Here is a 13,084-nt window from a genome sequence, read left to right on the forward strand (position 1 = left end):
CTCCATTTCCATGGTTCGTTTGCAAAATACAAGGCCCGGCTTTAAGAATTACCTCTGTCTTAAGCCAGGCCGCGATGAAAGTCTATCTTGAGGTTGGTTTCTATGATTATACACTAGGACCTGCAGCAGGCAAAAGAACGAAAAAAGCCCATTCATAATCTCCACTCCATCCCCTGCAACCAGGCCCACGAAGGCTCACTTCCGCTTCCCGAATTTGCTTCTCCACTTATATAATAGATACGTCTTGAAAAGAGGCTCGGTACTACGGTGCCAGGTTGTACGGGACAGGAAAACAAAGTCCTCCGGGGAAACCTTGAGCCGAAACAGCGGCTTAACCGGCTTCTCGCTGACCCACTCGTCGAAATACAGCTTGCCCTCGCTGGCTTGCCGAAAAGAATCCCGGGGAAGAACATAAATCATGCCCTCGGTCCATGGATGCCGATCTTCAGACTCTACGCTTAACGAGAAAAAGTAAAACCGCTCCCCTCTTCGGGAAACAATGCATCCATTGCGGATATTCCCTGTAAGCCCGCGGCGGTTCAGCACCGCATAAAAAAGCGGCCAAATGCCGTCCGCAGACGAAAATACAGCATCTGTGTAGGTCCCGTCAAACAACGTCTGCCGGCGCGGCTCAAACTCCTCAATCCCCTGATGATTTGAACCGTGGAATAGGAGCGGCTGCGTCACCGACAAGTACTGAAGAAACCTGAACTTGGGATAGGAGCTGTCATAGGGCGCGATCCCTCCGTCCTGGATAATGCGGTCATACAAACGGGTGAATTCGGTCTCTTCTTCCTCCGTAAAAACCGGCCGTTTCTGGCCGAATAGCAACAAGCGCAGCAGCAGCGACTTCACTCAGGGCACTTCCTTTTCATAAACGATAATGGTTTTCTGATCCTGATTGATAACGGAATTCACCGGCACCATGCCTTGCTTTTTCCAAAACCGGTGGCCCGGCTCATTCTCGGCAATAACCCCCAACCGGAACCGCTCCACTTCGCGTCCCTTCATGATGTCATAAAACAGCTGCAACGCCTGGCGGCCGTATCCATGGGATTGTGCCTCCTTGCGGATTTGCAGCAGGCCGAGCCACGTATAGCCGTCACTCGGATTTTTCATCAAATATTCCACAATGCCTACATAGGCATCCCCTTCCTGAATCAGAAAGCGTTCCGCTCCCAATTCCTTGCCGTCCTTTATCTCCTGGATTAGCTCTTCTTTCGTGAATAGCTCTTTGTCTTTGGACACCTGATTGAAGAATGAATCCGAATTCAAAATGGCCAGTTCTTCATCCAGCAGCTCCGGTGCTGATTCTATTAACCTCATGATGTTGTCGCCTTTCCTATCATTTGTGATTCGATGTTTTTCTGAAAAAACAGCTCGCCCGGGATTACGCGTTCTTATGCTTGAACAGCTTATAATGATGATACTCCGCGTCTTCGATGCGAATCGTTCCCGCTGTTTCAAATCCGGATTTCTGAATCACCTTGTTGGAAGCATGATTATGGGTCAGCGCCAACGCATTCAGTACGATCACATCTGTATGATCAAATAAGTATTGCGACAGTGCCTGAACCGCCTGGGTTGCATAACCTCTGCGGGTATACCTGTTGGATACAGCGTACATGATTTCACGGTTCGGCTCCTCCAGTTCTTCCTTGATTCCGGTATTGCACCAGCCGATGAACTCACCCGATTCCTTCAAAATGATCCCGAGACGCAAAGTCATGTCGCCAATCCGTCCATCCTCTTTCACCGCTTGAAGAAAACGCCCGTTCTCTACCGTTTCGTAATGCGTGATCCAATCGATTCTCTGTTCGAGAGGGACATCCCAATCAGGAAGGAACTGTTTGATCTCTGGCTGCTGGGTTAACGCATACAGGGCCTCCAGGTCCAAGACCTGATATTCCCGCAGCATGATATCCTTGCATTCAATTGTAAAAGCATCCTTTGCGCTTACCTGACGCTTATCCATAAAGGTACCTCTTCCATTGGTAAAATAAGGACTTCCCTCCTATTTATATCATGAACCTTATTCCACCACTAGCAGAAAATCAGATTGGCATATCGGCTGCAACATCCACTTCTTAAAATTTGTTAAAAGTGATACTGTATGTATTAATAATCCATAAAAAGGAGATCGTTACATTGCATAAAAAGAAATACTTTACCCTCTTACCGCCGTTCCTTATTCTAGCGATCATCTTGGCTTTCGCTTTACCAAACGATAAAAGGTTTTATGCATTATTAGCTGTGATTGCATTTTGGATTACATACTATGTTTGGATTTATATTGAGAATCAGAAACAAAAGAAAAAAGAATAGCATTTGAATTCGATTCGTACCATCCGGCTGCTATCCATAAGCAGTCTTTTTCTTTGTCCCGATTCATTCCTTCGCTGTTCCACCTTTGGTTTTGCGGCGCAGCCGCCATCGTTCCGACCGAATCCGCTTAACGAAGTGGCCGTATCATGTAGCTTCATTACCACAAGCCTTTAGCCGGACTACTCGATCCAATACTCCAGTTGCTACTCATGTTGGCCCGCTTACATTGCGGCTGCTCTAATTCCCCCTTCCCCGCAAGAGGCTTTAGCCTCCTCTTTTGTCCGTATCCCCTCCTGTGCTTATGTGGGCTACAGCGGGGTTAATTTAATGGTTGGTGATTGATGTTTTTTTAAATGCTCCTTCTTGCTGCATCTGGATCTCCCGCTCGATTATTGCGTAACGGAAAACTATTTAGTTGTACCAAAATATATTAGCCATTGACAAAAATGTTTACCTAGGGCAAAATGTAGTTACAAGATCTTAGACCGTTAAATTTTAAAACGATGGAAGGGATTCATATGGATAATTTAACTCCACTCCAAAAAACATCATCTTCTTCTACGCATCATATTTTCAGCTCAGCGAACGGACAGAGTCTCGAAGAAATTAACAACACCGTGTCGCTTCCGAAAAACGCAGGCTTTTGGAAGAAGCTTGCCGCATACAGCGGCCCAGGGGTTCTCGTCGCCGTCGGATATATGGACCCCGGGAACTGGATCACCTCGATCCAGGGCGGATCCCAGTTCGGGTACACCCTGCTCAGCGTCATTCTGCTGTCCAGCTTAATCGCCATGCTGCTGCAAAGCATGTGCGCCAAGCTCGGTATCGTGACCGGAATGGACTTGGCTCAGGCAACGCGACAAGCCACCAGCAAGCCGGTTGCCGTGGTGCTGTGGATCTTGACCGAGCTTGCCATTATGGCAACCGATATTGCCGAGGTAATCGGGGGTGCGGTAGCGCTGCAGCTGCTATTTAAGATACCACTTCTGGTCGGTGTATTGATTACCACCTTGGATGTGCTTTTGCTGCTGCTCTTGACGAAAGTCGGATTCCGTAAGATCGAGGCCATTGTCGCCACGCTGATCGCGACGATTTTCATCGTGTTCTTGTATGAGGTGCTTCTGTCGAACCCGAGTATCGGCCCTCTGCTCCAAGGCTTTATCCCAAGTCCGGAAATCGCGACCAACAACGGCATGCTGTTGATCGCGCTGGGCATCGTCGGGGCCACCGTAATGCCCCACAACCTGTATCTTCACTCTTCGTTGGTGCAGACACGCCAGTTCGATCGGACGCCAGAAGGCAAGAAGGAAGCCGTGCGGTTCGCGACCATCGACTCCAACCTCCAGCTCAGTATCGCATTCGTCATCAACTGCCTGCTGCTGGTCCTAGGTGCCGCAATGTTTTTCGGCTCAACCAGTGATCTGGGCCGATTCACGGATCTGTACAATGCCTTATCCGATAACGCGATCGTCGGCGCGATCGCAAGTCCGCTGCTGAGTACACTGTTCGCCGTCGCCCTGCTGGCCTCGGGACAAAATTCCACCATTACGGGAACCTTGTCCGGCCAGATCGTGATGGAAGGCTTCATCCGCATGAAAATGCCGACCTGGATCCGCCGTATCATTACCCGGCTGCTGGCCGTCGTTCCCGTCATCATCTGCGTCATCATTTATGGCGGCAAGGAAAATGCAGTGGAACAGCTGCTCCTGTATACGCAAGTGTTCCTGAGCGTGCAATTGCCATTTGCAATCATTCCGTTAACCATTTTCACCAGCGACAAAAAGAAGATGGGATCATTCGCGAACCCCGCCTGGGTCAAGTACTTGTCCTGGACGATCGCCATTATTTTATCCATTCTGAACGTATTTCTTATTTACGGCACCTTTGCCGGAATAGGTTAACCGCAACGCCTGCACGAGAGCATTTAAATAAAGCCGCAGCCGGTACAAAACCGGGTGCGGCTTTCTGCATACTCCATATCTTTTTTGTCCCTATTTCAATTTTCATCCGAAAATTTCAATGCACATGTTTTGAGCCGTTTCTGATAAAAATAATCATATCCGGATCGCGAAAAATCTGCGTCAACCGCCCTACCCATTATTTTGTATGTATCTTACAATTTCTACGTTTTTCTTCACAATGACCCTCTTGGACGCATAGGGTTGTGTAAGCCCCATAATTTCGTTCATGCTCACCCGGTCAAAGCCCTTGTTCCACTCCAGGAGCATCATACGCAGGTTACGAAAGGATTGTTTATAGTTCGCCCGCTCCAGTCCAAGCCGGGTGCGCACAAATCTGCGAAGAATTCTTACATCGCGAACCAGCCGGTTTGGCGAGATAATAAATATTACATCAGCGCGCTCGAAGCTCTCCTGTCCCCATTTATGATGTACACCCTCGATGATCCAGGATTCGGTACCCACCGCTTCCCGTAATAGCCTGTCCCTTGTCTCGGGCGGAAACTTGCGCTGAACCTCCCCCCGTTCCCACACAAAATTATCCGTTTCATAATGAGGAATTCCGAGCATGCGGGAGCACTCGCGGGCAATGTAGGATTTGCCGCTGCCGCAAGAACCGATAATCCGGATTCTAATCGATATCTCCTCCTTCAGGTGCGCTCGAAATGCGAAAGAACTGTTGAAGCAGCACAATATAAATCATGGAAACCGTCAGCCCCGACACCATCACCAACGAATTGCTGCCATAGCAGAGCCAGGCGATCATCATTCCCAGCACAGCATAGATTAGCAACCCTAATAAAATTCTAATTGTAGAAGAAAAACGTCCCAGGATGCGGTTGAGAATAAGTTCATCCAGCAGCAGGGATACGGCCGATAGGACAGTAATTCCTTTCAGAGCAATCGTAAAGCCAAAAAACGAAAACAAAAGGACGCTCATGAAGTCGGCATGGACCATGAGATATAACAGATACAAAAATACGTACAGGATATATGCCAACAAAGCGCATCCCAGCCTACCCGCAATCTTAGACATGAGCTGCATGCTGCAACCTCCCTTTTTAGCGAGATTCCTCTTTCAAACAAGCGTCTCACAACTCCAATTCTTATCTATCCGGGTTGCCATTGCATGGTGAAACATAGAAAATAGAGGACAAACGCGAGATTGAACGGGAGGAAGAAAAATGAACAAATACGGAGCATATGTGAAGTTCACGGCCAAGCCAGGAGAAAGGGAAGCGCTTGCCGATATCATGCTGGAGGCTGCCGCAGCCCTTCAAGCGATGCCGGAGTGCGAGATTTATATCGTCAATCAGTCCGGAAAAGACCCCGACGCGATTTGGGTAACGGAAGTATGGAGCAGCGCCGAAGCGCATCAAGCGTCGCTGAGCGAGCCTGCAACCAAAGAGGCGATCGCCCGCGCCATGCCGCTCATTGCTGGAGTGGAATCCATTCCAGTACTGCCTTTGGGAGGCAAGGGTTTATAACCCATCCACCATCGCCTCTCCCCCTGAAGTCTTTGAGCGGATCCGTGCCACGACCCGTGCAATGGAGGAATCCGCCTGGATATGAAGCGGCATGGCGATGATTTCAAACGAATCTGTGGCTTTCAGCGAAGCTAGATTGGTTAGGTTCTCGATAAGCAATATATCGTGATTGAACAAATACTGATGTATCTCGAACGGATAGGTATCCGGCGATGGCGTATCCATGCCGACCAGCTTTACCTTTTTCCGTACGAACAGTTCGGCAAGTTCCATGCTCAGCACCGGGTAGCCGGTAAAATAATCATCGGTACCGAACTTCTCGCTGTGGCCCGTGTAGAGCAGCACGATTTGACCAGGCTGTATCCGCTCCTCGTACGCTTTTTGATATCGAATCATCGGCTCATCCCGCACATCCAGCAAGCAGCCGTTCCCGATGAACTTGTCAATCGGATAGTCGCTCAAATACGTCTCACGGCCGGTTAAGTGCATCGGACCGTCGATATGCGTCCCGGCATGCATGTTAATGTGAAGCTGGTGGTTGTTGTATTTATGCTGCTGCAGCGTCTTATGCTGTATCAGTTCTGTCAGAGAGTCTCCGGGGTATGCGGGAAGCGCATGCTGAATCCGATGGGAAAGCTCGATAAACATAGGCATTCTCCTCTTATGTCCACCTGCTTATAAACCAAATTGTTCTTTGATCATACGAGCGACGGTTTTCGGACTGAGATGGGTATTGTTGATTCTGATATAAGGCGCATGCTTGATCTCCCCCTCGCGGGAGTTCAGCCGATGGTTTTCCATGCTGACAAGCAGATCCCTTTCGGAGAATTCCAGATTTCTTTTCGTCGGCTTATGGGTCAGCCGATGCGGATTTTTGTTGCGTTCGAGCCGCTCCGCCATATCTGCCTCCAGCTCAACATAATATACGGTGCCGCCCCGGGATTCGAAAATACGGCTGATTTCTCCGATATAGTCCCAATCACTCTGCAGATCAAACGCCCACACAAAGGTGAAGATCAGCCCTTCCTGATCGCTTTTGGCCATTTCCTCAAAAATCTCCTGGCGGAACAATCGGACCAACCGTTTACCGGCCGGTGAACCATAGCTAAAAAACGGCGTCACGAGCTCGATCGTCATATGATTATGAAACAGCTTTAAATCGGTAATTTTCGCAAGCTCCTGGCCCACCGTCATTTTCCCGACCGCCTGGGGGCCAAAAAGGATAATGAATTTCATCCGTTATTCCACCTCTTTCTTCTACAGGGAGCTGATCACCGTCCATAGGCCGGACAGCATAATCACCCACAACGCAATGCGCCGAAACCACTGGTCATTCAGCCTTCGGATCGCCTTGATGCCAATGAAGACGCCGATGAGCATGCTGGGAACCAGCCACAGGGAGTAAGTAAAGACGGGCTTGATCAGCATGCCGCTGTATGCGTAGGTGCAAATCGTGATCACGTTTAAAATAATACCGTAAGCGGTAATGTTGGCTCTGAACGTATCCTTGCCGACTCGTTGATTGGATAGGAACAGCGCCACGGGCGGTCCGCTCATCGAGATGCTGCCGTTCAGCAGGCCGCTAAGGATGCCGACAGGCACAAAGGCGAGCTTTTCGCGCTTCACGGGAAAAGACTTTCCGAGCAGCTGCAGCAGGGCGACCAGAATAATGAATACGCCCGCAAAAGCCTTCAACAGCCGCTCATCCAGCAGCAGGAGCAGGGAGGTGCCGAGCGGCGCGGCCGCAAGGCTGGATAGGATGAGGATCCAGATCTTCTTCAAATCCACATGACGCCTTGCGTCCACGATGACCATCAGATTGGTGCACAGACTCAGGATGACGACGATAGGCACCGCCTGCTGCAGCGGAATGACTTTAGCAAGAAAAGGCATGGCGATCAGGGCAAACCCGAAGCTCGTCAGCCCCTGAGTAAAACCGGCCGCCACCACCACGATGATACATACGATGAGAAAAAAAGCAGAATCCATGACGTCCTCTTTTCCAGTTTGAACCCTGTTTGCTTGTTACGACTTTCTTTTGATGCGATACCAATAGGAATACAAATAACGGTAGCCCAGCTTCGCGTACAACCGGTTGGCCGGCGGATTATCCTGAAGAACCTGCAGATAGCCGAGACGCGCTCCATTTTCCTTGGCCCACTTCAGGATGTTCAGAATAAGCTGTTCACCGTACCCCCGGTTCCGATGCGCGCCTGACGTGACGATGTCGAACAGACCCACGGCTTCATCTTCGATGATTCCCAGCCCGCAGGCTACGGGAACTCCCTCCTCATACAGCGTGAAATATCCCGTTTGCAGCACCGATTGCGACAGCATCCTTTGCATTGCCGCTTGACTTCGTTCCGACAGCCCCGGGCTTAAGGCGAGAAAATGCTTCGTCCATGTCTGGGATAACGATTCGAAGACCTCCACGTTCGTCAGTTTCGGCTGCGCTACGGCGTTCAGATCATCCAGGAGCATCACATAGGAGTCATCAGCGCGCGTGTAACCGCGCTCTTCCAAAATCCCGTCCAACCTCTCCGGCACGAACGGCGTAATTTTGAAAATCGTGTCCAGACCTGCTTTCCGGTACAGCGCCTCGGCTCTCGCTATTTTCTCCGGTAGAAAGTCCTCGCTTCCTTTGAAGATCGCATTCACGGAATTGGACCGCTTGGTATAGCCGTCCGCAAAACGAAGCAGCCAGCCGTCATCAACCAGCGTCTGCAGCGCCGGCCAGGCATTCGAAGCATACTCCTCGATTTTCTGATGCATTGCTACCAACCCCTCTTTTTCAAAAAACGTTGGTACGACTATACATCCGTATTCATGATTATTCAATAGATTTATGAGCTCTTTTATTGAAGAAAACGGATATGCCGGATCTGCGTCATGACCTTGTCATACATCCTTCGCAGCTTCCCGCGCCCATCCGGCAGCAGCGGTATGCCTACCGCACTTGCGATGGTTTCCGCAACTTCCGCGATCGTCATCGTATCCGTCTGCATTTGTCTGTCAAAAACGGGCAGGGACAGGCCTTCGAGACATCGGTCCACTTGACGCGCGGCCCACGAGCGCTCCCCTTCGCCCCGGCTCCGCAGCCTTTTCAGCAAGGTTTCCTTCGTGGCGCATAGCGCAAAGTGATGAACGGGTATCCCGTCCCGTCTTAACCTGCCGACGATCTCGTCAAAATACAGCGGGCTTACGATGGTCATCGGAATAATCAAGATTCCGTCATATTCTTCATGAATGGACTTGATCATGCCGTAGTTCGTCTCGCGCCAAAGGGGATAATCCTGAAAATCGCTTGTGGCCATTTCCGCGGGAATATTTTTGCGAATGAAATAACCGGCATTTTCCGGATCATAAATAAAAGAATGCGGTATCCGCCGCTGTAGCTCATGCGCTGTCTGCGTCTTCCCCCGCTCCAAACGCGCCGTTCACCCAAATGATCACTGCCACTCACCTCGATCCGCATCGCCGTCTACTTGTCCGAGCTAGCATGCTGTCTTTATTCCATATATAAATTCAACGAAATCCCTTCAATGACGATCGCGGTCAAGCCCTGCTCCGTGCGGGTCTCATGCCATTCACCGGCCTCCCAAAACGCGGCGCTGCCAGCCTCAATCGGCTGCTCTCCGTTGTCTTGCCCTCTAACGAAGCCCGAGCCGCTTACGACCATAAACAGCTGGGGCGCCGTGGCCTGATGGTAGCCCACAACGCCGTTGGGTCCGAGGTGCATGCATCCCGTCTGCAGTTCATCCATGCTGCTTAATACGCGGGTCATCACAAGATTTTGACTGCCAAAAGCGTGAATATCCCTGCCGTATTCGCTGCCAAAATGGTATATTTTCAAGTCCATTCCTCCAACAAATTTAATCCGTCGCGCCTTGCGGCCGCACTTTAGCAACCATCGTCACCGACGTATCCACCATGCCGACCTCTTCAAAGCCAAAACGCCGGTACAGCTTAACCGCAGCCGTATTGTTCGGATCAACGCTCAGCGATACCCGGGTATATCCGCTCCGGTGCAGCTCGTCAAACAGCGCCTGTATCAGTGCCGTTCCGACTCCCTGTCCCCGGTACGCCGAACGAAGGGCCATGCCCATCTCGGGAATGTCCGCTCCGACGAATCCATATCCGTGATTGTCCTCCGGAAAGATCCTCGCGGTGATGGTTCCCATCCGCTCTCCCGCTTCCGTCACCGCAATCCATCCGATGTCTCCCGGCCGGCCCCAGTGCTCGGCATATTTGGCGATGGACGGCTCCTGCAAAATATCTCTGCTGAATGGCTCTTGTCCAACCGGAACATACATGGATTCATACAGCATATCCCACATAAATGGCACGTCTTCATCGGTCAACGGCCGAACCATGTAGTTCATCGTCATACCTCCTTCACTCCATCTTCCAAAAGCTCCTGCCGCATGATTCTCACATTATCCTTGTGGCACTCCATCGTCGTTTCGGATAAAAAGCCATGCTCTTGCTCAAGTTCCTTCAAGACCAGCTCATCCCCTGTGAGTATCGCCTGCTTCATCCGCTCCAAGTGGTCCAGCGCCATGTTCACCCGGCGTTCCATTTCGGTATGGCTGGTGGTGTGCTGCCCATGACCGGGTATCAGGAGCTGAATCGGATGATCCCGTACTATTCCCGCAGCCTTGCGGATGGTATTTTCATAAGCCAGCGCGCTGTGATAGATGAATGGAAGCTCAAAATCGGACAAGTAATCGCCCGCCACCAAAACTCCGGCCGCATCGATGACTGTAAACAAGCCGTCCTCGGTATGGCCCGGGGCCAGGTAGAAGGTAAGCGTGGTCGAACCGATCGTGACCTGCTGTCCGTCATGCTCAATGACGATGTCCAGTTTCGGAAACTCAACCGGATAGCTGCGCGTTACATAATACGTGGCATCAAAATCCCGGATCAGCTTCAGCTTATGCTCTTTTTTCGGATGCTTCGAAAGTCCCGCGCTGCCAATCGTCTTGGCGTCTGGAAAAGCCTTATATCCGATGATATGATCGTAGTCCCCGTGCGTGAACAGCAAATAACAGGCTTTATCTCCCCGCACCGCATCCACATGGGCCTGAATTTCCTCGATCTCGCCGGGAAGCCAGTTCGGATCTACGATGAGGATGAGCTCCTCCAGCTGAATGACCGTGGACGTGGTCCGAAATAGAGCGCTTTGGAATACGGTCACAACGTCGTTTGAATATTGAATCAAAATGTCACCTTCCTACTGACGCGGATCTTCGAGGTCTCTTGCTTCCCTACAATGGACGGGTCCTGAAGCCGTCATATTTTACGATACATAATCCGGAAAATAATTCATTCAAAGTTTACCACAGGCTCCTGGAGTTGAGAACCGGAGGTAGACGCTTGCTCGGTCATACCCGGGGATGGGCCTCCAAGTTGATCCCTTCATTCCGTACTGATATTGAAATCCATGCCGTAAGGGCGAAGTCCCAGCTTCTGCGCGACTTTTTGCGAGCTCACATTATCCCAGGAGGTGCTGTACAGCGGGAGAAGTCCCGCTCTCGACACTTCCTCGCACCAGGCTTTAACCACCCGAGGAGCTATTCCCCGCCCTCGGCAGGCATCGATGGTCTTGAGGCTTGCTTCCGCCGCCTTGGCCGATCTGCGGGCGCTGCAGCATACCGACACGACTTCGCCGTTCAGCATATAGCCGACGGCCGGCACATGCGCAGACAGCTCATCGTGCAGAAATGGAAAGTGCTTCTTCAGCAGATGCCGGTTGGATTCATCGATCAGGAGAACATCCGGCTCGCGTTCGTTGGAGGCTTCGCCGTTCTGGTACGCATACGCCGGCCCGATCCAGATGTCCGTCACCTTTTTATAGCGTTCAATCACACGGCACAGCTGGACGATATCCAGCGAATCCGCGGTCACGCGCAGCAATTCATCGATCAGTGCTAGCGGCAGGTCCTGCCGGAAACGAATGACCGGCCCTTCGGTCGTTGTGCCGATAAACACGGCCGGAGGCTGCATATCCAGCGGTTCATTAATCGCCACGATCCGCTCCTGCTCATCCAGAACGTACAATGTCTCTGCTTGTATTCCCATCAGTTCATCATTAGGTAAATGGATGCTTATCACGCCTTTTCATGAAAATATGTAAGTTATTTCTTCATTATATTGCTAACGCTAAACCATGAAGAGGAATACTTTCTTTTAAAAAAAGAAAGCCGAAAACCCGCAGCTTAGTTTCAAGAAGACTGGCAACATTTCGTTGGCCAGCGTTTCTAAGCTGCAGGCTTTCAGCCTCTGCTGGGGATGAAAAGGATGATGTCATTATGTCCGAAGACCGCGGTACATGGCATCCAGCAGTCGGTGCGTCTGATCCAGGCTGTATTCCCAGAACATGATTCCCGCGAGGCCGTGATCCTTCACGTACTCACATTTATGCCCGATGGATGCCTCGTCATCATAGGAGATCAGGCTGGAGCCATTGAAAAGATACGGCGCGCAGGCCTCGGCATCCCAATACCGGGTGTAGCCGTTTTGATTGATATATTCGGAGGCAAGCGTCGTGAAGTTCGGACCGTATCCGCCGGTGGTCCCGGCCATCTGGTGAAGTCCCTGATTCCGGTCAGGCACCTGGTGCCACACGCGGGAATAGAAGGCCGCTCCGATGACGATTTTCTCCTTCGGCACACCCGCCCGGACGAACAGATTCACGGAAGCGTCCGTACTGATGCGGAACAGATCCCCTGTCGGCGTGTACAGATTCGTATGATGCCCGGTCAGAACCTGGAAGCCTCCGCGCATGTCGTACGTCATCAGCTGGACGAAATCCAGATACTGTTGCGCCTGGTCCATCTCGGTTCCGTCTACATAATATTGATCTGCGCCGGCAGCGATGGTAAGCAGGTAATGGCGGCCGTCCCGTTCCCCTTGGCGATCCAGCGCTTCCCGGATCGTCTTCAGCAGGAGCGTGAAATTCGTTTTGTCATCCGGACTGGATGCAATTTCAGCCTCGCCGTAGCTTGGATACTCCCAGTCCAGATCGATCCCGTCAAACGGATGCTCCTCTAATACCCGGACCGCCGACTCCGCCATGCTTCTTCTTCCTTCTTCGGTTGCGGCCGCCTCCGAGAAACCGCCTGCGCCCCAGCCGCCCACGGACAGCAGGATGCAGAGTTCCGGATGCTCGCGCTTGATGTCGCGCAGCCGCTCCAGATGTTGGAGATGCCCGGTTGAAATCCGATGATCGATCACATGTCCGAAGGCCACGTTCAAGTGCGTCAGCTTCATCAAGTCTTCCCGGGTCATCTCAGGAAGCTTGGCGTCGATGGC

Annotated in this window: 16 protein-coding genes and 1 pseudogene; 2 read left to right on the forward strand and 15 right to left on the reverse strand. The window is 51.4% G+C overall.

What is annotated here, in order from left to right:
- Positions 1–195 precede the first annotated feature (195 nt).
- The 3 genes from PCH05_RS03620 to PCH05_RS03630 all read right to left on the reverse strand — a co-directional run bounded on the left by PCH05_RS03620 (position 196) and on the right by PCH05_RS03630 (position 1,975).
- The gene (locus tag PCH05_RS03620; RefSeq protein WP_127600750.1) at positions 196–855 is read right to left on the reverse strand and encodes a hypothetical protein; all 660 of its coding nucleotides are present in this window, start codon (positions 853–855) and stop codon (positions 196–198) included.
- Positions 856–1,326 (reverse strand): GNAT family N-acetyltransferase, encoded by a 471-nt coding sequence (locus PCH05_RS03625; protein WP_127600752.1) that lies wholly within the window; start codon positions 1,324–1,326, stop codon positions 856–858.
- Between the two features lie 64 nt (positions 1,327–1,390).
- Positions 1,391–1,975 carry a GNAT family N-acetyltransferase gene (locus PCH05_RS03630; protein WP_127600754.1) on the reverse strand — a complete coding sequence of 195 codons (585 nt, stop codon included), beginning with the start codon at positions 1,973–1,975 and terminating at the stop codon, positions 1,391–1,393.
- Between the two features lie 868 nt (positions 1,976–2,843).
- On the opposite strand from PCH05_RS03630, the gene PCH05_RS03640 reads away from it, so the two are divergent.
- Positions 2,844–4,226: an Nramp family divalent metal transporter gene (locus PCH05_RS03640; protein WP_127600756.1), complete on the forward strand. Its 1,383-nt coding sequence runs from the start codon at positions 2,844–2,846 to the stop codon at positions 4,224–4,226.
- Positions 4,227–4,415: 189 nt separating this feature from the next.
- On the opposite strand, the gene PCH05_RS03645 is transcribed toward PCH05_RS03640, so the two are convergent.
- A complete protein-coding gene (locus tag PCH05_RS03645) occupies positions 4,416–4,817 on the reverse strand; it encodes a P-loop NTPase family protein (RefSeq protein WP_246049339.1) in 402 nt (133 codons plus the stop codon).
- Positions 4,818–4,914: 97 nt separating this feature from the next.
- A complete protein-coding gene (locus tag PCH05_RS03650; protein ID WP_127600758.1) occupies positions 4,915–5,328 on the reverse strand; it encodes a hypothetical protein in 414 nt (137 codons plus the stop codon).
- Between the two features lie 139 nt (positions 5,329–5,467).
- Here PCH05_RS03650 and PCH05_RS03655 point away from each other — a divergent pair, with 139 nt between their 5' ends.
- On the forward strand, positions 5,468–5,770 hold the full coding sequence (locus PCH05_RS03655; protein ID WP_127600760.1) for a putative quinol monooxygenase: 303 nt from the start codon (positions 5,468–5,470) through the stop codon (positions 5,768–5,770).
- Here the strand turns inward: PCH05_RS03655 and PCH05_RS03660 are convergent.
- From PCH05_RS03660 to PCH05_RS03705, 10 genes and pseudogenes are all read right to left on the reverse strand, one after another.
- On the reverse strand, positions 5,765–6,418 hold the full coding sequence (locus PCH05_RS03660; protein ID WP_127600762.1) for a cyclase family protein: 654 nt from the start codon (positions 6,416–6,418) through the stop codon (positions 5,765–5,767). The genes PCH05_RS03655 and PCH05_RS03660 overlap by 6 nt on opposite strands.
- A 27-nt stretch (positions 6,419–6,445) precedes the next feature.
- The gene (locus tag PCH05_RS03665; protein ID WP_127600764.1) at positions 6,446–7,006 is read right to left on the reverse strand and encodes an ATP-binding protein; all 561 of its coding nucleotides are present in this window, start codon (positions 7,004–7,006) and stop codon (positions 6,446–6,448) included.
- Between the two features lie 21 nt (positions 7,007–7,027).
- On the reverse strand, positions 7,028–7,759 hold the full coding sequence (locus PCH05_RS03670; RefSeq protein WP_127600766.1) for a sulfite exporter TauE/SafE family protein: 732 nt from the start codon (positions 7,757–7,759) through the stop codon (positions 7,028–7,030).
- A gap of 36 nt (positions 7,760–7,795) precedes the next feature.
- The gene (locus PCH05_RS03675; RefSeq protein ID WP_127600768.1) at positions 7,796–8,542 is read right to left on the reverse strand and encodes a GNAT family N-acetyltransferase; all 747 of its coding nucleotides are present in this window, start codon (positions 8,540–8,542) and stop codon (positions 7,796–7,798) included.
- 83 nt (positions 8,543–8,625) lie between these two features.
- Positions 8,626–9,229 (reverse strand): annotated as a pseudogene (locus tag PCH05_RS03680) (ATP-binding protein).
- A 49-nt stretch (positions 9,230–9,278) separates the two neighbouring features.
- Positions 9,279–9,623, reverse strand: coding sequence for a cupin domain-containing protein (locus PCH05_RS03685; protein WP_127600770.1), 345 nt, complete (start codon positions 9,621–9,623; stop codon positions 9,279–9,281).
- 19 nt (positions 9,624–9,642) lie between these two features.
- A complete protein-coding gene (locus tag PCH05_RS03690) occupies positions 9,643–10,152 on the reverse strand; it encodes a GNAT family N-acetyltransferase (protein ID WP_127600772.1) in 510 nt (169 codons plus the stop codon).
- A gap of 2 nt (positions 10,153–10,154) precedes the next feature.
- The gene (locus tag PCH05_RS03695) at positions 10,155–10,991 is read right to left on the reverse strand and encodes an MBL fold metallo-hydrolase (protein ID WP_127600774.1); all 837 of its coding nucleotides are present in this window, start codon (positions 10,989–10,991) and stop codon (positions 10,155–10,157) included.
- 197 nt (positions 10,992–11,188) lie between these two features.
- On the reverse strand, positions 11,189–11,851 hold the full coding sequence (locus tag PCH05_RS03700; protein ID WP_127600776.1) for a GNAT family N-acetyltransferase: 663 nt from the start codon (positions 11,849–11,851) through the stop codon (positions 11,189–11,191).
- 228 nt (positions 11,852–12,079) lie between these two features.
- Entirely contained in the window at positions 12,080–13,060 is a 981-nt protein-coding gene (locus PCH05_RS03705) for a glycoside hydrolase family 18 protein (protein WP_127600877.1), read from the reverse strand.
- Positions 13,061–13,084 lie beyond the last annotated feature (24 nt).

This window comes from Paenibacillus chibensis (assembly GCF_004001045.1).
Taxonomy (GTDB): Bacteria; Bacillota; Bacilli; order Paenibacillales; family Paenibacillaceae; genus Paenibacillus_AQ; species Paenibacillus_AQ chibensis.